Raw genomic sequence first — 17,936 nt, 5'->3', positions numbered from 1 at the left:
TACCATGGCTCCTATGACACCAGCCGGAAACCGCACGGGCCCGAAGCCTCGCTTTGGTGAAAGCGACGCCGTCCACGCAGCACTGGAGCTGGGCCTGGACACGTTCACGCTGGCGAGTGTTGCGAGGCGTTTGAACGTGGGCACGTCCTCGTTGTATCGGGTGATTTCCTCCCGCGAGGATCTGGTGACGATGTGCCTCCGGCACATCATCGACCATATGCAGTGGAGCCCCGAGGTCGCTGCCTGGGACAGGCAGCTCCTCGAGGCGTCGGACAGCATCTGGGATCTGATGGAGCAGTACCCTGGGCTGGACCACACGCTCATCAACTCACCCGGCGCAGCCCTACACTTCCAAGACTTCTTCCAGAAGCAAGCATCACGCCTGGTCTACGGTGGTTTCCCCGGCGATCATGACCGGATCGAGTTCGCGCTGGACTTCATCCTGGACACCACCATCTCCACGCACTACCAGCTGGTGGCTGTGCGCAGAAACTTCGATAGCATGAAGGCTGCCGCCGGCCAGAGCACCGAGTTCTTCACCCCGGAAGACTCCTGGCTTGACCGCGGCTGGCTGGACCGCAAACTCCAGTTCATCATCGCGGGCCTGAAGGCCGGGCTAGATCAGCAGCGGTAGCGCAATCGAAGCGGCCACCACCAGCACAATGAGGCCTAAAAACACCTTGCCCTGCCAGCTGGCGTAGTTGAAATCCACACCAGTGCCAAAGCGCTTATCCACAAAGACCGCGGGGTCCGCGGCGATCAGCGCCACCACGCTCACCAGGCTCACCACAATGAGGGAGGTGAAGGCGGTGGGAAGCCAGGCGTCGAATCCAGGTAATACGGTCACAACCTGCAGGACGGCCACGGCGGCGATCAACCCAACGCCCAGCCAGCCCAACGCCCAGCCAGCCCGACGCGATATTCGTGGCCGACCGACTTCGCACCCCACGAGTCCGGCCTCATCGACGTGCCCCAGTGCGTGGGGACGGTGTCCGGGATGGTGTCCCAATCGCGCGCGACGATCAGCACGGACACCGCGATCGCCAGCAGACCGCCGAGCAGCGGTATCCACGGGAAGCTTGGGGTGGGAAGTCCCTCAAAGTCCGGGTGAGTGCTTGCCTTCGTTGCAGTGCTGGTAGCGACATACGCGGTGCTTCTTGTCCAGCTTCCTTGCATCGCTTTCTTGTCCAGCTTTCTTGCCTAGTGCCAAGCCACTCCAATAGAACGGGGCACCACCTCTCTGAACGGGGCACCACCTCTTTGAACGGGGCACCGCTTCTCTGAACGGGGCACCGCATTTGGTGAGGCAGGAAGTGCGCTCAAACTGCAGTGATTTCGTCGAAATCACTACAGTTTCACCGCACCTGCTGCCGCAGCAGTTGCGCTCCTATTGCACCACCCATCTCTCAAGCCTTTGACCTGCGGTTTTGTGAAGTAGTTGATTGAGGGTGCACAAAGCTCGCGCGGGCAGAAAGCTAGGGCACGCCACGCCTTCGCATTGTCGAAGTGTGCTGCGCGAGGGCTCGTAAAGCTGACACGTGGAATAGTTCATGCTGACGTGCGTTGCTCTGAGTGGGCGCTTGACTAGTACCTGACCAGCGCTTGACTGTACTTGGTCAATGCATAGCTCACGCCTGGACAGCGCCTGACCAGCGCCGGACTAGTACTTGACTCGCGCTTGACTGGCGCCTGACCCCAGAGCTTGACCATCGTGAGAAGGCTGCAGTTGAACGGGGGCCGGCGTCGGATAGACATTCATGAAGCCCTGCACGCGAAACAACACAACACACAGGAAGGAAACCCATGCAGAACATCGGAATCATCGGCAGCGGAGCAATCGGCGAGGCAGTCGCGCGGCTGGCCGTGCAGGCCGGCATTTCCGTGACGATCGCCAACTCGCGCGGCCCGGAGTCTCTGCGGGAGCTGGTTCAAGAGCTCGGCGAGAATGCGCACGCCGGCACCGTCGAGGACGCCGCCGGCTACTCTGACCTGGTTGTTCTCGCCGTGCCGCTGTCTGCGTATGAGGCACTGCCGGTGGAGGCGCTGCGGGGCAAGCTGGTGGTGTCGACGGGCAACTACTACCCGCACCGCGACGGGCGCATCGCCGCGCTCGACTCCCTGGAGCAGACCACCGCCGAGCATGAAAAATCGTTGCTGCCAGGTGTGACGATCGTCAAGGCGTTCAATAACATCCTCGCGCACCATATTTCTGCGCTCGCCCATTCCACGCCGCGCACCGCGTTGCCCCTTTTTTCCGACGACGCCGCCGCGCATCAGAAAACCTCCCACCTTGTCCAGGCTCTTGGCTTCGACACCGTCAACGGCGGAGGTCTGGGGGAGTCCTGGAAGGCCGAGCCGGAGTCTGGTGGATATACCCAGACTTATGCTGCGGATAAGGAAGGCTTCGCGGAGAACTTTTGGGAAGATCCGGGTCGGGTAGTTACCGCGGACGAGCTGCAGGGCGTGCTTGACGCCTCCCAGCGTGCCGATGTGGCCGCGCGGCAGTTCTAGCCGCGCTGCAGTTCTAGCTGTGCTGCAGTTCTAGCCGCGCTGCAGTTCTAGCTGTGCGTGCGCATGGCTTTCTTCCCAGCACTAGACTTCTCTTTCTCCGCGGCAGCGCGTCAGTTCTAACCGCGCGGCAATTCTGGTCGCGCGTGCGCTTGTAGCCACCGCGCTTTCTTCCTGCCTAGCACCGCACTCCGCTTCCCGCCCAGCACCGCACTCCGCTTCTTGCCCAGCACCACGCCGCATCTTTCTTCCCAGCTTTCTCTGCGTAGCTCTACGCTGCCCATTTAGACGGCCCACCACCTCTCTGAACGGGGCACCGCATTTCGTGAGGCAGGAAGTGCGCTCAAACTGCAGTGATTTCGCCGAAATCACTGCTGTTTCACCGCACATGCTGTCGCAGCAGTTGCGCTCATATTGCGCCCCTATCTCTCAAGCTTGTGACCTGCGGTTTTGTGAAGTTTCCGAATGAGGGCGCACAAAGCTTGCGCACAAAGCTTGCGCGGGCACAAAGCTCGAGCCCGCCAAGCCTGCACAAACCCACAACCTCACACACCCCCAAACACCTTTGTGACCCTCACCATATTCGCCTCGAAACACGCTGGTTATCGCCCTTGAGCACCCGGGAGTATAGTAATTGCGGTGCGCACCAGTTGGAGAATATTTACTCGTGATATTGCTCGCCTTGGCCGTACTGCGAAGGCGTGGATCATCATCATTGGCGTCTTGATTACACCCGCTTTGTACTCCTGGGTGAATATCAAGGCTTTTTGGGATCCGTACGGCGCTACGTCGAATATTGCCGTGGCGGTGGTGAATGAGGATGCCGGCGCGCAGACGGATGTCACGGGCCGGGTGAATGTGGGCGCGCAGGTGGTTCGCCAGCTGCAGGATAATGATCAGCTGGGCTGGCAGTTTGTGAGTTCCCGTCAGGCTGAGCGCGCCTTGGAGCGTGGGGATGTGTTCGCCAGTATCACTATTCCTAAGGATTTTAGTTCGGATCTTGTGGGCATCCTGGATGGTAAGTTTTCGCAGCCCCAGCTGGTGTACCGGGTGAATGAGAAGATCAGTGCCATTGGCCCGAAGATTACGGATACGGGCGCGAATAAGCTGACTGAGCAGATTGATGCGTCGTTTAAGGAGCAGGTCGCCACTGCGGCGACGTCTGCTGTGCGTGGGGAGGGCAAGGACATTGATGCGCGCTTGTCTCACGCCCGCGATCGTAGTGAGCGTTCGTTGGGTAATACGGCTCATGCGCTGGCCGAGGCACGTACGCGGGTGGATTCTGCTCGTTCTGCGTTGGCGGGGTCGCGGGGTTCTATCGATCGTGTCGACGCCGGGCTTCTCGATGCCTCCGCCGTTGTGGATGACGCCAAGGCCGTCTTGAGTGAGGTTCAACAGCTTGCGGAGGAGGCGCAGGCGTTGACGGGGGAGTATAGCGAGGCGTCGGCTAGTTCTATTGTGGATGGCACTGCGGCGTTGGCCCAGGGCACCGCTCAGGCCCGCGGCACGGCCGCGGAGCTGAGCGCCGCCCTGGGTGCTGCCGGTGGCCAGGCCGAGCGGCTCCACGGCCGCGCGTCCGCGGCCGTGGATGCCGGCGAGGAGTCTCTGCGTCAGTTGCGCGGGCTTCTCAATTCCGATGGTTTAAGCCCTGGCGTTGCCGGTACGCTGCGCGATGCTTTGGCCGGTGTGGAGGCGGCGAATGGTCGCAGCCGCAGTCTTGTGAATCAGTTGGATTCTCTGGCGGCCGATACTCAGCAGGCTGCCAAGGAGTTGGATTCCGCAGCGGACGCCGTCGCCACTGCTGGTCAGGACACTCACGACCTCGCGAAGGCACTGCAGGGCACGGTCAGCTCCGCGGTTCCTCAGCTGAACCGCGCGATGTCTGCCGTGAGTGCGCGGGCTGGCGCCTTCGCCGCCACTCTGGACACCCGGAAGGCCCAGGTGGAGGAGGGCAGGCAACTGCTCAAGGGCATCGGCGCGCAGATGGATGCGGCGGATCGCACGTTGGCGAGCTTCGGTGAGGACCTTGAGGGGCTGCGCGCGGGCGTCGAAGGGACACGGCGGGATCTGGTGACCCTGACTGCAGGCACCACTCCGGATGTATTGAGCACGATCACGGGGTTGAACTCGCAGGAGATCGGGCATTTCTTCGCGGATCCTGTGGAGGTGAAGAGCGAGGCGGTGTACCCCGTGGGGTCGTACGGATCGGCGATGGCGGCGTTGTTCATCAACTTGTCGTTGTGGATTGGAGCGTTCATGCTCATGGTGATTTTCCGCGTGGAGGTGGACCGGGAGGGCTTCGACCGGATCAGCGTGGGACAGGCGTACCTTGGACGCTTTTTGCTGCTGGCGATGATTGTGATCGCGCAGGCGGTCGTGGTGACGGTCGGGTCGCTGGTGATCGGGGTGAATACGGTCAACGCGCCGATGTTTGTGCTGACTGGAGTGCTCGTGGGGCTGGCGTACTTGAGCATTATTTATGCGCTGTCGTCTGCGCTGGGGCACCTGGGGCGCGGGCTGGCGATCATGCTGGTGATCCTGCAGATCCCCGGTGCGTCAGGTCTGTATCCCATCGAGATGATGCCGGACTTCTTCCGCGCGCTGTACCCGCTGCTGCCGTTCTCCTATGGAATTGATGCGATGCGCGAGACCATCGGCGGCTTCTATAGCTACCACTATATGCAGTACTTGGGTGTGCTGGCGCTGATGTTCGTTGCGGCCTTTGCTGTGGGTGTGTTGGGCCGGCGCGGGCTGTCGCATTTCAACTTGTTGTTTAACCGGGATCTGGCGCGCACCGAGTTCATCAACGCTGAGCGCGTGCAAATCGTCGGCGATGGCTACCGCATCGCCGACGTCCTGCGCGCGCTCCAAGGGCCGGAGGCCCTGGCCGCCGACCTGGAGCGGCGCCACCACAACTACCGGCGCTGGATCCGGTACATCGCGTGGCTGGGTCTCGCGGGCATGGTGGTGCTCGGGTTTGTGGCGTGGGCGGTGCCGACTCAGAAGCCGTTGCTGCTGGGCATCTGGACCGCATGGTCGATGCTGCTCATTGCCGTGACTTTGGTGTTGGAGTACATCCGCCAGTCCGTGGCGCAGTCCACGGAGCTGGTGCATCGGGATCAGGATTCGCTGCAGCACTCTGTGATGGCGCGCGGTGAAGGTATTCACACGGAAGGACCCAACGCATGAAGCACGCACTAGAGGTGTTCCGCACGGACCTGCGTCACGCGCGCAACAGCGTGATGGCCTCCATCGTTCTGTTCGGCCTGGTGGTCATTCCGCTGTTGTTCACGTGGTTCAACGTGCTCGCCACGCTCAACCCTTTCGATAACACCAGCCACCTCAAAGTGGCTGTGGCCAGCAAGGACACTGGCTACACCAGCGACATTGTCCCGATCCCGCTGAACGTCGGCGAGAAGGTCCTCTCCACGCTCCGCGCGAACGATCGTCTGGATTGGGTTGTCACAGACCCCGAGGATGCCCTCGATGGCGCACACTCCGGCGAGTATTACGCTGCGATTATCCTGCCGGAGTCCTTCAGCTCGGACATGATGACCTTTTACACCGGCGGCTCCCACTCGACGGACATCACGCTCTACACCAACGAGAAGAAGAATCCGCTCGCGCCGAAGATCACCGATCAGGGGGCCGAGGGCGTGTCGTCCCAGATCGCGGAGTCCTTCAGCCACACCCTTGGTGAGGTTTCGTTGAGCCTCGTGTCCAATCTGAACGAGTTTGTGCAATCTGGGGACACCCAGCAGGCGCTGGATCGGGTGGAGCAGCGGACGGCGTCGACTCAACAGCAGTTGGCCAGCAGCGCCCGCACGGCCCGCTCCCTGTCTGACTTGGTCGGCTCGACGGCGCCTCTGCTGGATAGTGCGCAGGCGATCCTGAACCGGCCGACCCCGGAGATTCCGCCCGCCGCCGACCCGATCAATGTGCCTACCGATGCCCTCGATGCCGCCCTCACCCGCACCGCCGAGAGCTACTCCGCCGTGCGCGATCGCGTCGCTGACCTGCAGCGTACTGCCGATTCCGCCCGCCAGACACGCGGCGAGGCGCTGACCGTCGTCGCCGATCAGGTGCGTGACAACGTTGACGCGTTCCGGCGTGTCCGTGATTCCCTCGACGCCGCCCTCAACCTCACGAACGGACAGCCCGCGGGGCAGATCATCGGCGAACTGGATAGGGCGATCGCTGCGCAGGAGGCCGTGGAGGCGCGGCTGCGCGCGGCGGTGCCTCGCGGTGAGATCAGCAAGCCGGAGCTGGACAGCCTGGACAGCGCGCGTGATTCGATCACGGCGCTGCGCGAGTCCGATCTGCGTGCGAAGGTGCAGCAGCTGCAGGATTCCCTGGGGAACTTGCGCGGTACGTTGAGCGGCCTGGATACCAGCGTGGACCTGAACACGGACGGCCTGCGGCGCGCTCAAGATAGCGCCGCCAACTTGGCGGAGACCCTGGAAGGCCATGCGAACACCTTGGGTGACCTGCGGCGGGAGATTTCCCGCGCCCGGAACACCGGCGATTTCTCGAAGCTGAGCCAACTGGCCGGTGCGGATCCGGAGGCCCTGGCCACGGCCTTGGCGGCGCCGGTGGGTGTGGACCGGCAGGCCGTGTATCCGGTGCCGAGCTTCGGCGCGGGCATGGCGCCGCTGTACACCACCCTGGCGCTGTGGGTGGGGGCGCTGCTGTGCGCGGTGTTCTTGCGCACGGATGCCTCCGTGGGAGCCGAGCGCCCCATCGCTACCTACTTCGGACGCTTCGGCATCTTCGCGCTGTTGGGCGCCGCGCAGTCCACCCTGGTCAGCCTTGGGCTGCTGTTCTTCGTCCAGATTGAGCCGGCGCACCCCGTGCTTTTGCTGTTGGCCTCCTGGGTGGTTTCTGCGGTGTTCATGTTCCTGGTCTATGCGCTGGTCGCGGCGCTGGCGAACGCCGGCAAAGCCCTGGCGGTGCTGTTGCTGGTGATCCAGATTTCCAGTTCCGGCGGCGCCTATCCGTTGCAGCTGCTGCCCGAGTGGTTCCAGAACATCAGCCCCTGGCTGCCGGCAACGTATGCGATCCGCGCTTACCGCGCGGCCATTGCCGGCACCTACCACGGCGATTACTGGCTGTCCCTGTTGGCGCTGTTGGCGTTCGTGCTGCCGGCGCTGCTGCTGGGCACGGTGCTGCGTAAGCCGCTGGCTGCCTACACCACGAAGCTGAACTCCGCGCTGGAGTCCACCAAGCTGATGTAGACCCAGCTGGTACAATCCCAGCTCAGGACGGCAGCCTGTCCTCATCATCGTCTCCGTCTTCGCACTCTTCGTCCAAGATGACGCCACCATCCGGATCGAATGGGAGGCAAGGGATCCTCAGCCTTCTCAGGCTCCACCGGGTCCACGGGCTCAATAAGCTCCCGTTGAGCTATCTCTTTCAGAGCCAGCTCCACGATCATCTCCCACGGAATATGCTGTCGAACAAACTTGCTCTGGCTGCGCCGCGGCACCGTCAAAGCCTCGTCCGCCACCCGCTTGAGGAGATCCTTATCCACGCCCAGAGCCTCGGCAATCCACATCAGGCCCTCCGGGCTTTGCAGCCGGTTGTACGTCTTCCGCGCCGACAAATTCGGAGTCTGACGAGTGTACGATCCACTGCCGTGCGTGCTCTGCGCCGTAAACCAGCTCGTCATATGGTCCTGCTGCGAATCCCACCAGCCCTTCTCGCCCGAGGCAGCCTCCATAGCCTCCGTAATTGGCGCCTCGCGAGGCAGCTCCCACAGAAGCTGAGCGAACGCTAGCACATTAATATCACTCACAGCCGTTTCTTTCCTTCACCGGACAAATGTATGCGCACACTATACCCGCCAGCCCATACACCCCAGATTCATGGCGTGGGGCGGTGGGGCGAGAGGCTGGGCGTCGGATTAATATGGGCGCGGAACCTAGCGCGCAACCACGGCCCTACGCCACAATGGAACACACATCACCAACACAACAGGAGGAACGGCCATGTCCGACCTGAACTACCGCATCGAGCAAACCCGCCACCTCGGCCAGCAGATCCCCGGACCCGTCAGCGCCGCCCTGGACGAACGCCGCGCCAACGCCCTGCCCGCCGGCATGATCCCTGCGCTGCCTGGATACGTGGTCGACGGGGATGGTGGAATCCTTGTCGACGCCGACGGCAATCGTTTCATCGACCTCGCCTCCGGAATCGCCGTCACGTCCGCCGGGGCATCTAACCCCGCCGTGGTGAAAGCCGTGCAAGACGCCGTGGCGCACTTCACCCACACATCCTTCACCATCTCGCCCTACGAGTCCTACGTGGAGGTGGCGGAGCGGCTCAATGAACTCACGCCGGGGGACCACGCGAAGAAAACCGCGCTGTTTAACTCCGGGGCAGAAGCCGTTGAAAACGCCGTGAAGATCGCGCGGAACTACACCGGCAAGCGGGCAGTAGTGGTCATGGACCGGGCCTTCCACGGGCGTACCAACCTCACCATGGGAATGACCGCCAAGCAGTCGCCATACAAGAGCGGATTCGGGCCCTTCGCGCCCGAAATCTACCGCGCGCCGATGTCCTATCCGCTGCGCGATGGGCTTCGTGGCGAGGAAGCCGCCGAGCGGACCATCACCATGATCGAGCAGGAAGTGGGCGCGGCGAACCTGGCCTGCGTGGTCGTGGAGCCGATCCAAGGCGAGGGCGGCTTCGTGGTTCCAGCTGAGGGCTACCTGCCGGCGCTCCAGAAGTGGTGCAACGACAACGACGTGGTGTTCATCGTGGACGAGATCCAAGCCGGCATGATGCGCACCGGCACCTGGTTCGCCTCCGAACACGAAGGCGTGGTGCCGGACATGGTCACCATCGCCAAGGGAGTGGCCTCCGGCATGCCGCTGTCCGCCGTGACCGGCCGGGCCGAGATCATGGACGCGCCGCAGCCCGGCGGACTGGGCGGCACGTACACCGGCAACCCGGTGGCGTGCGCGGCGGCGCTGGCCACGCTGAAGGAGTTCGAGGAGAAGGACTTCGGGGCGCGGGCGCTTCGAATTGAGGAGATCGCTCGGGAAGAGCTGGCGGAGATCCTGGAGGACGAGCGTGTGGCAGAGCTCCGCGGGCGCGGGGCGATGCTGGCTCTGGAGTTCGTCACGCCGGAGGGCGAGCCGGATGCAGAGCTGGTTCATCAGCTGGCTGCGGCCGTAAAGGACGAGGGGATTCTGATCCTCACCTGCGGACTCGACCACAACGTGATCCGGTTCTTGCCGTCGCTGGCGATCCCGGAGGCGTTGTGGCGGGAGGCTTTGCAGGTGGTGGTGGAGCAGTTCCGGCGCGTGAAGTAGCGCGCGGCGCGGGCCGGCGCGCTACTTCTCCACGTAATAGAGCTGCTTGTTCACGAACTCATCCATGCCCAGCGGCCCCAGCTCGCGGCCGAAGCCCGAGCGCTTTATTCCGCCGAAGGGCAGCTCCTGCCCTTCGCCGGCGGGCGTGTTCACGTTCGCCATGCCGCATTCCAGGCGGCGCGAGATCGCCGCGGCACGCTCCGTGTCCTGGGAGAACACAGTTCCGCCCAGGCCGAACTGTGTGTTGTTGGCCAGGTCCAGGGCCTCCTCGTCAGAGGAGACCTTGAACACGGCAGCCACTGGCCCGAAGAACTCTTCGTAGTAGATATCGGAGCCCACGGGAATGTCGGTGATGACTGCGGGGGAGATGTACGCCCCACGCTCGGACAGCTCGCCGCCCACTCGCAAGTCAGCGCCGGATTCAACAGCACGGTCCAGCTGATCGCGGAGCTTCTCCGCGGCCTCGCGGGAGGAGAGCGCGGAGTAGCCTCCCTCCACCTCCTTGTCCGGGGTGGTCTGCACGGCGGCCGCGGCCAGCTTCTCCAGCTCGGCCACGAACTCGTCGTAGATGTCTTCCATCACGATCATGCGCTTGTTGGAGTTGCAGGCCTGCCCCGTGTTGTACATGCGGGTGTCCCAGGCGAGCTTCGCAGCGGCCGCGACGTCGTCAGTGTCCAACAGGACGTAAGGGTCGGATCCACCGAGCTCCAGCACCGCCTTCTTCAAGTTCTCACCGGCCTGCGCGCCCACAATCGACCCAGCGCGCTCAGAGCCCGTCAGGGATACACCCTGGATGCGTGAGTCAGCGATGATGGTAGACACCTGCTCGTGGCTGGCAAAAAGATTGGTGTACACGCCTTCGGGAACCCCGGCGTCGTCCATAATCTTCTGCACGGCCAAGGCGGAACGGGGGCAGATCTCCGCGTCTTTCAGGATGATCGTGTTGCCGAGCACCAGGTTTGGGCCGGCGAAGCGGGCGATTTGGTAGTAGGGGAAGTTCCACGGCATGATGCCGAGCAGTGGGCCGATGGGGAGGCGGCGGATGGCGGCCGTGCCGTCGGAGAAGGTGGGGATCTCCTGGTCTTTGGTGAACTCTTCGCCGTGTTCGGCGTAGTAGCCGATGATGTCGCCGGAGAACTCGGCTTCCTCTACGGCTTCGGAGTAGAGTTTGCCCATTTCTTCGCCGGCGATTCTGGCGAGTTCGTCTTTGCGTTCCTTGAACAGCTCTCCCACGCGGGCGGCGATGGCGGCGCGTTCGGAGATGGGGCGGGCGGACCATTCGCGGAAGGCTGTGGTGGCTTTGCCCAGGGCTGCTTCGACGTCGGCGTCGGTGGCGAAATCGAAGGTTTCGATGACCTCGTTGGTCACGGGGTTCTGGACTCGGTACTGGGTAGACATGGAAACCAACTCCTTACAGTCAATCTGTGATGTCTGCCTGTCCTGACGTGATGACCGACGACGCCGGCCCACCTTCATCAGGACAGCATGTACGTACGAGTGTACGTGTGATCTAGGTCAACGTCCGCCCGTGGGGAAAGTCCTGGGTAAAGGAGGGGCGCGATATGGGACAGGCGCACTGCACATCGGGGTCGATGTGCAGTGCGCCTGTGGGATAGCGGGTTATGCCGCGCGGGTAGCCTCGGGCGGCGCTGCGCGGATTGCTCGGAGAGCGTCGCGCTGCGCTGCGCTGGTTGCTCGGAGCGCGTTGCGCTGCGCGCGGCAGGCTATTCCTGCGGGAGGATTACTCCTCGGACTCGCCCTCAGCGTCCTCGGACTCTTCGGACTCCTCCTCGTCAGCACCGGCTTCGCCGACTGCGTCGCCTTCGCCTTCCTCACCTGGTTCAGGAAGCTCTTCTTCCTCAGGCTCAACGATGTTGATGACCAGGGTGTCTTCCTCAGAAACCAGCTCACAGTTGGATGGCATCTGGATCTCACCAGCGGTGATCTGGGTGCCGATCTCCAGGCCTTCAACGTCCAGCTCGATCTGCTCTGGGATGTCCAGAACGTCAGCCAGGACGGCGATGACGTCTGCGTCCTGAGCAACCAGTGCGCCTGGTGCAGGCTCGCCGGTGTAGACAACTGGGATTTCAACCTCGACCTTTTCGCCGCGCTTGACGTTCATCAGGTCAGCGTGGTCAACGTCAAGGGTCAGGACGTTCTGGTCAACGGCCTTCACCATCACCAGGTGCTCTTCGCCTTCAACAACCAGCTCGAACACGGCGTTAACGCCCTCGTAGCGCAGCAGGGAGTGGAACTCCAGGATGTCCACGGAGATGTGGCGTGGCTCCTGTTCGTTGCCGTACACCACTGCTGGGATGCGGCCGGCGCGGCGCAGGCGGCGGGAAGCGCCCTTACCGAACTCGTTGCGTGGCTGTGCCTCAAGGCGGGTCATCTTTGCCATAGGTACTCCTTCAAAAGCCTTGGCCGGGAATTACTTTCCCGTGCGTGTGTGCGGTTTAAGTGTGCGTTTCTTGTTGTCTGTGACAGTCCGGTGGGCAAGCCCGTGGGCTGTCCCAAAGGCATAGTCCAGACACAAAAAACGCCGCGGTCTCTCGCGGCGATGCATATCACGTCCACCAGCACAAAGGGAGTACTGATTGGATGAGTGTTTCGCGCCGATAACGGCCAGCGTGCGCCAGCCCTCGCCGAGATCAGCACATATCATAGCAGGGAGCCGACGCGCTGTACAACAGCACGCCGGCTCCCGCTACGGTCTCTGCCTGAGGCCTCGTGACCAGGCGCCAGACGTCAGACGCCAGCCACTATTCGCACTACTCGAACAGCGTGGTCACAGAACCGTTTTCGAAGATCTCGTGGATCGTCTTCGCTACCAGAGGCGCGATCGGTAGAACGGTCAGGTTGTCCCAGCCCTCAGTGTTCTGAGGCAGGGTATCCGTGGTGATGATCTCGCGGGCACCGCAGGAGCTCAAACGCTCACGAGCCGGACCGGAGAACACACCGTGGGTGGTTGCGATGATCACGTCACCTGCGCCAGCTTCCCGGAGCACACCCACAGCACCGGCGATCGTTCCACCGGTATCGATCATGTCGTCCAGCAGCACACAGGTGCGTCCTTCAACGTCACCCACCACGCGGTTTGCGGTGACCTTGTTGGCCACATCAACATCGCGGGTCTTGTGGATGAACGCCAACGGCGCATCGCCCAGTACGTTCGCCCACTTTTCTGCAACCTTGACACGTCCGGCGTCGGGGGACACAACGCAGATGTTGTCCAGGTTGTAGTTCTTCGCCACGTAGTCGGTGAGGATCGGCATGGCGTGCATGTGATCCACCGGGCCGTCGAAGAATCCCTGAATCTGGTCCGTGTGCAGGTCCACCGACACGATGCGGTCAGCGCCGGCGGTCTTCAGCAGGTCAGCCACCAGGCGGGCGGAGATGGGCTCGCGGCCGCGGTGCTTCTTGTCCTGACGGGCGTAGGGGTAGAACGGCAGAATCGCGGTGATGCGCTTGGCGGAACCGCGCTTCAGCGCGTCGATCATGATGAGCTGTTCCATCAGCCAGTTGTTCAGCGGCTGAGGGTGGGACTGCAAAACGAAGGCATCCGAACCGCGCACGGACTGCTCGAAGCGAACGAAGATTTCGCCGTTGGCGAAGTCGCGGGCGGTCGTGGGGGTGACCTCGATGCCAAGCTCCTTAGCGACGGCGTCTCCGAGCTCTGGGTGCGCGCGGCCGCTAAACAGCATCAAGTTTTTCTGGTTGTCAATCCAGTGAGTTGTGGACACAGGGTTAGGCCTTCCAAAGGTTTGGAATAGTTGGTCTTCTCCAGCTTAGTGGGGTTCATTCTTGTTGAACAACCCTGCTGGGGTAGGCAGCATTCTTGCGTACCCCACCAGTGCTGCAATAACTAGGTGGCGGGCAGTTAGCAACCGGCCGGCCGACGACCGCCCGACCGGCGGCTCACTAGCCGATCATTCCGGACTCGTCGGCGACGCCGGCTCACCGCCATCAGCGATACGCTGTTGGGCAACCTTCGCGGCCTTCGCAGCGGGGGTGCCTTCGCGCCGCTTTTCCACCCAGCCTTCGATGTTGCGCTGTTGGCCGCCGGAGACGGCCAACGCGCCTGGTGGGACGTCGTCCTTGATGACGGTGCCGGCGCCGGAGTAGGCGCCGTCGCCCACGGTGACGGGTGCGATGAACATCGTGTCCGAGCCTGTGCGGACGTTGGAGCCGATGGTGGTGTGGTGCTTGTTCACGCCGTCGTAGTTCACGAACACGCTGGAGGCGCCGATGTTGGAGTCTTCGCCGATCGTGGCGTCGCCCACGTACGTCAGGTGCGGCACCTTGGATCCGCGGCCCACAGCCGCGTTCTTGGTTTCCACGTAGGTGCCGAGCTTCGAGCCGTCGCCGAGGACCGTGCCGGGGCGCATGTAGGCGAAGGGGCCGATGGTGACGTTGTTGCCCACGACCGCGTCGATGCCGTGGGTGCGGGTGACGGAGCAGCCGGTGCCGATGCGGACGTCTGTGAGTGTGCAGTCGGGTCCGATGGTGGTGTTATCACCGATGGTGGTGCGCCCGCGCAGTTGCACGCCGGGTTCGATCGTGACGTCTTGGCCCACCACCACGTCCACGTCGATCCAGGTGCTGGCTGGGTCCACGATGGTAGCGCCGCCGCGCATGGCGGCTTCGACGGTGCGGCGGTTTAGTTCCGCGCCGGCGGCGGCCAGCTGCACGCGGTCGTTCACGCCGGCGAGCTCGTTGGGGTCGGCCGCCATGAAGGCGCGAACGGGGTGGCCTTCGGCACGGGCGATGCCCAGCACGTCCGTGAGGTACAGCTCGCCTTGGGCGTTGTCGCTGGTCAGCTGGCCGAGGGCTTCGCGCACGATGGCGGCGTCGAAGGCAAAAACGCCCGAGTTGACTTCCGTGATCGCCTTCTGCTCGTCGGTGGCGTCCTTTTCCTCCACGATGGCGGTGACTTCGCCGTCTTCGGTGCGGATGATGCGCCCGTAGCCGGTGGGGTTGTCTTGGCGGACGGTCAGCACGGTCACGGCGGTGGGGTTGTGGGTGTGCGCCTGGTGGAGTTTGTCCAGCGTGTCCGCGGTGAGCAGTGGTACGTCGCCGTTGGTGACGATGATGGTGCCCTCGAAGTCTTCCAGCTGCGTCATGGCGCATTGCATGGCGTGGCCGGTGCCGTTTTGCTCTTCCTGGATGGCGGTGGCAACGGGGCGGCCGAGCTCATCGGCAACGGCTTCCACCGCGGGGCCTACTTGGTCGCGTCCGTGGCCGATGACGGTGACGATGTGTTGTGGGTCGATGCCAGCCGCGGCGTGAATGGAGTGGGAGAGGAGGGTGCGTCCTCCGATGGCGTGCAGGGTTTTTTGAGTTGCGGACTTCATTCGTGTGCCGGCACCAGCCGCTAGTATGACGACGGCAACGGGGTTGCTGTTGCTCACAGTGTTCCTTTGACGGGTTGGGGGCGGTTTCGTACTTTGTACTTTAGCCGTTTTCGTGCTGTTTTTCGTGGACGTACGCGTTAGCCCAGGCTTACCTCCTCCAATCGCCAGGAGCTGATGGCGCCGACCAGCCCTAGGATTCCGAGTGCCCCCAGCGCCCACATCGGCCCGATGGCACTGAGCGCGGAGGTCAGCGCACCGGCGATGAGCAGGATCACTCCCATGGCTGTATTTGCGACGGAAATATATGTGGTGCGTTGCTCGCCTTCGGCCATGTCCACCACGTAGGTGGCGCGCGCCACGCGAATCACTGCGTGCGCCAGGGAGATCCCAAAGAAAATTAGCGGCAGTGCTACGGTGCTCCACTGGGGTATCCACGTGTGCAGGGCCAGGGCAATGCCAATCAGTAGGGAGGCCGCCAGCGCCGCTCCGGCCATGGTGATGCGGGAGGAAATGTCACTGAAATACCCGGCGACTTGCCCCGACAGCAGGCTCGCCAGACCGCTGGCGATAATGAATGCCCCAAGCCCCGTGAGCAGGGTTTTCGCACTTCCGTGCGCCAGCGTGACAATAAATGGCGGGGATAGCGCCGTGACCAGCAGCATGGATCGCACAGTCACGAATTTCAGCAGCTTCTTATCCTCCTTGAGCGCCGTGAGTACCCGCGTGTGCTGTTCTGGCTCGCTGTCTTCATCGTCGCTGATTCCTTTATCTATATTCGACGCCGACAGTTCCCGTGTTAACACCGCAAATAACACAAAGCTGAGTGCCCATCCGGCCGCTGCCGTCGCAAAGATAATGCCGTATCCCCAGGAGTTCAGGTCTCCCTTGATGAGTTGCACGAGCACGCCGACGGTGATGGCCACTGCGCCTGCAATGGTGGTGGCGAATCCGGTGACGCGCCCGCGCACGCCTTTTGGGATCAGCTTTCCTTTCACATCACTGCTGGTGAGAGACACGAGGGAGCGCGCTAAAGCAAGCAGCGTGAGTGCCGCCAGGATAGTGAGGCCTGCAAGCAGAATGGGCCCAGAGGCCTGCGAGTCTCCCTGCTCATGCGGGGAGCCGTGTTCCCACCCAGCGCCTGCGGCGATGACCACAGCCACGACCATGAGGAGGCACGCAATTCCCTGGAAGGCTGTGCCAGTTAGAAGGAGCAGACGGTGGCGTCCGGATTTCAGGAGGAACGGGCGGATCGCTGCCTGTGGCAGCATCGCCAGCGATTCCCGGAGGGGAACTAGGAGGGAGAGGATCCATGCGGGCGCACCGATGGCGTTGATGAACCAGGGGAGGGTGGTCTTGGGATTGACCAGCTGATCGCCGATGTTTTGAAAGCCTAAGGCGCCGCCGAACAGTCGGCCTTTGTGGCCGATGCCGGCGGGCTTTTCTTGTGCTTGATCTGGCTGTTTGTGCTGTTGTTGAGCCATAGTCGCACCCCCGAGTTGGTCGTCTGTCGTTGTGTGGCATCCACGTTACTCGGTACGTCCTACAACGGGGGTGGTGATGAATGGTTCGCGCTAGTCTTCTGAGAAATCGAAGGTTGGCCAGCCGTAGATCCAGAACAGCAGGATGAGGAAGGTGCACAGGAAGGCTAGTTGCGACCAGTCTTTCCAGTAGTCGTCGTAGACATGGAGGACGTAGCCTAGGCCGACCCAGGCCAGAGTTCCCACGATCATGATGACCCAACGCAGAAGGATCTGCGGGAACTTCATTCTTTGAGCGCTTATCTTAACCATGATTCTCCTCGGTTGGGGTGGTGCTCAGCGTTATGTAAGTGAGTGAAGATGGCTTTCATCTGTAATAATGAGCCCAGGAGAGCGCTACGTCAATAGGTTGACCTAAGAAACTCTTCGCCCCCCCCATTTGGAGGACTTTAACTGCTTCTGATGTGGATTTATGAGAAAAGCTTAAGAGATGTAGACGTGGCTATTTATAACGTTAGGGTTTTCGCTTCGGTACTGTGGGGCTTTTACGCTAGCGCTATGGGCGATCGGCTCCAGCGGTTTTCTAGCGGCGGTCAGTACGAAATGCTAGGGTCTTCTTTGAGTGTAGGTGCAACAATCAGGGGGATCCTTTGAAAAAGAGTTATAGTTTCCAGCAGGTCGCTTGGGTATTTGCCATTCTGGCGCTTGTAGCGTTTGTGCTTGGAATCATAAGAATTGTCACCGGTTTCCATGCGGGGAAAGTTCCTCCTGAATTTATGATAGCAAGCACATTGACTATTTTTTCTATCACTTTTTTCCGACGTGACAGGAGGCCTTAGGTCTACTTCTGAACTATTCAGAAGAGGTTTTCCTACTTAGATTCTGTGTTAGATTCTGCTGCTTGTGCTCTCTTGCGACCTCGTGCGATCACAAGTGTTCCGATGATTGCTGACGCAACGGCCGCTAGCGCCAATCCCATAAAGGAAAAGGTGATCCACTGCTGTGAACCTTCAGGAGTATTGCCTTGAGAGAACGCGGCAATTACATAAACAATCAGAGAAACAAGAGCTACTGTTGCGTAGATGGCCATCGATCGTGAACGCATAAGAGAAATCCTTCAACTAGCTAACGACTTCCTACTTCTACGTTAGCAATAGGGTGACATTCGGTGTCAATACTTGTAACCCACTGTTCAATCAATCGTGGTGAACATATGATGAAAGTTCACGGGATGAGTAGCTGACACAGCTCCCCAACGTTGACCTCTGCTTCTCAATGTT

15 protein-coding genes are annotated in these 17,936 nt (G+C 61.8%); 5 read left to right on the top strand and 10 right to left on the bottom strand.

Going from position 1 to position 17,936, the window contains the following annotated elements:
• The first annotated feature begins 13 nt into the window (after window positions 1–13).
• The gene (locus IAU67_RS06795; protein WP_151841935.1) at window positions 14–634 is read left to right on the top strand and encodes a TetR/AcrR family transcriptional regulator; all 621 of its coding nucleotides are present in this window, start codon (window positions 14–16) and stop codon (window positions 632–634) included.
• On the opposite strand, the gene IAU67_RS06790 is transcribed toward IAU67_RS06795, so the two are convergent.
• Window positions 617–865 (bottom strand): DUF5808 domain-containing protein, encoded by a 249-nt coding sequence (locus IAU67_RS06790; protein WP_151841934.1) that lies wholly within the window; start codon window positions 863–865, stop codon window positions 617–619. The genes IAU67_RS06795 and IAU67_RS06790 overlap by 18 nt on opposite strands.
• An 8-nt stretch (window positions 866–873) precedes the next feature.
• Entirely contained in the window at window positions 874–1,176 is a 303-nt protein-coding gene (locus IAU67_RS06785; RefSeq protein WP_151841933.1) for a DUF1648 domain-containing protein, read from the bottom strand.
• Window positions 1,177–1,803: 627 nt separating this feature from the next.
• Here IAU67_RS06785 and IAU67_RS06780 point away from each other — a divergent pair.
• The 3 genes from IAU67_RS06780 to IAU67_RS06770 all read left to right on the top strand — a co-directional run bounded on the left by IAU67_RS06780 (window position 1,804) and on the right by IAU67_RS06770 (window position 7,742).
• Complete coding sequence (locus IAU67_RS06780) at window positions 1,804–2,511, top strand: NADPH-dependent F420 reductase (RefSeq protein ID WP_151841932.1); 708 nt, start codon at window positions 1,804–1,806, stop codon at window positions 2,509–2,511.
• A gap of 636 nt (window positions 2,512–3,147) precedes the next feature.
• A complete protein-coding gene (locus IAU67_RS06775; RefSeq protein ID WP_151841931.1) occupies window positions 3,148–5,697 on the top strand; it encodes a YhgE/Pip domain-containing protein in 2,550 nt (849 codons plus the stop codon).
• Window positions 5,694–7,742 carry a YhgE/Pip domain-containing protein gene (locus IAU67_RS06770; protein ID WP_151841930.1) on the top strand — a complete coding sequence of 683 codons (2,049 nt, stop codon included), beginning with the start codon at window positions 5,694–5,696 and terminating at the stop codon, window positions 7,740–7,742. The genes IAU67_RS06775 and IAU67_RS06770 overlap by 4 nt, the downstream gene beginning before the upstream one ends.
• 44 nt (window positions 7,743–7,786) lie before the next feature.
• Here the strand turns inward: IAU67_RS06770 and IAU67_RS06765 are convergent, their stop codons facing one another.
• Window positions 7,787–8,302, bottom strand: a complete 516-nt coding sequence (locus tag IAU67_RS06765) for a hypothetical protein (protein ID WP_151841929.1) — start codon at window positions 8,300–8,302, stop codon at window positions 7,787–7,789.
• A gap of 193 nt (window positions 8,303–8,495) precedes the next feature.
• Here IAU67_RS06765 and gabT point away from each other — a divergent pair, with 193 nt between their 5' ends.
• Window positions 8,496–9,824, top strand: a complete 1,329-nt coding sequence (gene gabT, locus IAU67_RS06760; RefSeq protein WP_151841928.1) for a 4-aminobutyrate--2-oxoglutarate transaminase — start codon at window positions 8,496–8,498, stop codon at window positions 9,822–9,824.
• A 21-nt stretch (window positions 9,825–9,845) separates the two neighbouring features.
• Here gabT and IAU67_RS06755 read toward each other — a convergent pair whose 3' ends face one another.
• From IAU67_RS06755 to IAU67_RS06725, 7 genes are all read right to left on the bottom strand, one after another.
• The gene (locus IAU67_RS06755; protein ID WP_151841927.1) at window positions 9,846–11,222 is read right to left on the bottom strand and encodes an NAD-dependent succinate-semialdehyde dehydrogenase; all 1,377 of its coding nucleotides are present in this window, start codon (window positions 11,220–11,222) and stop codon (window positions 9,846–9,848) included.
• Between the two features lie 343 nt (window positions 11,223–11,565).
• Window positions 11,566–12,225, bottom strand: a complete 660-nt coding sequence (locus IAU67_RS06750; protein WP_151841926.1) for a 50S ribosomal protein L25/general stress protein Ctc — start codon at window positions 12,223–12,225, stop codon at window positions 11,566–11,568.
• A 370-nt stretch (window positions 12,226–12,595) separates the two neighbouring features.
• Window positions 12,596–13,567 (bottom strand): ribose-phosphate diphosphokinase, encoded by a 972-nt coding sequence (locus IAU67_RS06745; RefSeq protein WP_151841925.1) that lies wholly within the window; start codon window positions 13,565–13,567, stop codon window positions 12,596–12,598.
• Between the two features lie 186 nt (window positions 13,568–13,753).
• The gene (gene glmU, locus IAU67_RS06740) at window positions 13,754–15,235 is read right to left on the bottom strand and encodes a bifunctional UDP-N-acetylglucosamine diphosphorylase/glucosamine-1-phosphate N-acetyltransferase GlmU (protein WP_151841924.1); all 1,482 of its coding nucleotides are present in this window, start codon (window positions 15,233–15,235) and stop codon (window positions 13,754–13,756) included.
• An 80-nt stretch (window positions 15,236–15,315) separates the two neighbouring features.
• Entirely contained in the window at window positions 15,316–16,659 is a 1,344-nt protein-coding gene (locus IAU67_RS06735) for an MFS transporter (protein WP_225723471.1), read from the bottom strand.
• 90 nt (window positions 16,660–16,749) lie between these two features.
• Window positions 16,750–16,968 (bottom strand): hypothetical protein, encoded by a 219-nt coding sequence (locus IAU67_RS06730; protein WP_151841923.1) that lies wholly within the window; start codon window positions 16,966–16,968, stop codon window positions 16,750–16,752.
• Between the two features lie 559 nt (window positions 16,969–17,527).
• Entirely contained in the window at window positions 17,528–17,761 is a 234-nt protein-coding gene (locus IAU67_RS06725) for a hypothetical protein (RefSeq protein WP_151841922.1), read from the bottom strand.
• Window positions 17,762–17,936 lie beyond the last annotated feature (175 nt).

Origin of the sequence: Corynebacterium zhongnanshanii (assembly GCF_014490575.1) — a bacterium.
Classification (GTDB): Bacteria; Actinomycetota; Actinomycetes; order Mycobacteriales; family Mycobacteriaceae; genus Corynebacterium; species Corynebacterium zhongnanshanii.
The sequence above is the reverse complement of the archived record's forward strand: the minus strand, read 5'-3'. Positions and strand labels throughout refer to the sequence as shown.

Bases quoted from the DNA above. Each gene is read 5' to 3' on its own strand.
- IAU67_RS06795 (WP_151841935.1), top strand. From the start codon at position 14: ATGACACCAGCCGGAAACCGCACGGGCCCGAAGCCTCGCTTTGGTGAA.
- IAU67_RS06785 (WP_151841933.1), bottom strand. From the start codon at position 1,176: ATGCAAGGAAGCTGGACAAGAAGCACCGCGTATGTCGCTACCAGCACT.
- IAU67_RS06780 (WP_151841932.1), top strand. From the start codon at position 1,804: ATGCAGAACATCGGAATCATCGGCAGCGGAGCAATCGGCGAGGCAGTC.
- IAU67_RS06770 (WP_151841930.1), top strand. From the start codon at position 5,694: ATGAAGCACGCACTAGAGGTGTTCCGCACGGACCTGCGTCACGCGCGC.
- gabT (WP_151841928.1), top strand. From the start codon at position 8,496: ATGTCCGACCTGAACTACCGCATCGAGCAAACCCGCCACCTCGGCCAG.
- IAU67_RS06755 (WP_151841927.1), bottom strand. From the start codon at position 11,222: ATGTCTACCCAGTACCGAGTCCAGAACCCCGTGACCAACGAGGTCATC.
- IAU67_RS06750 (WP_151841926.1), bottom strand. From the start codon at position 12,225: ATGGCAAAGATGACCCGCCTTGAGGCACAGCCACGCAACGAGTTCGGT.
- IAU67_RS06735 (WP_225723471.1), bottom strand. From the start codon at position 16,659: ATGGCTCAACAACAGCACAAACAGCCAGATCAAGCACAAGAAAAGCCC.
- IAU67_RS06730 (WP_151841923.1), bottom strand. From the start codon at position 16,968: ATGGTTAAGATAAGCGCTCAAAGAATGAAGTTCCCGCAGATCCTTCTG.
- IAU67_RS06725 (WP_151841922.1), bottom strand. From the start codon at position 17,761: ATGCGTTCACGATCGATGGCCATCTACGCAACAGTAGCTCTTGTTTCT.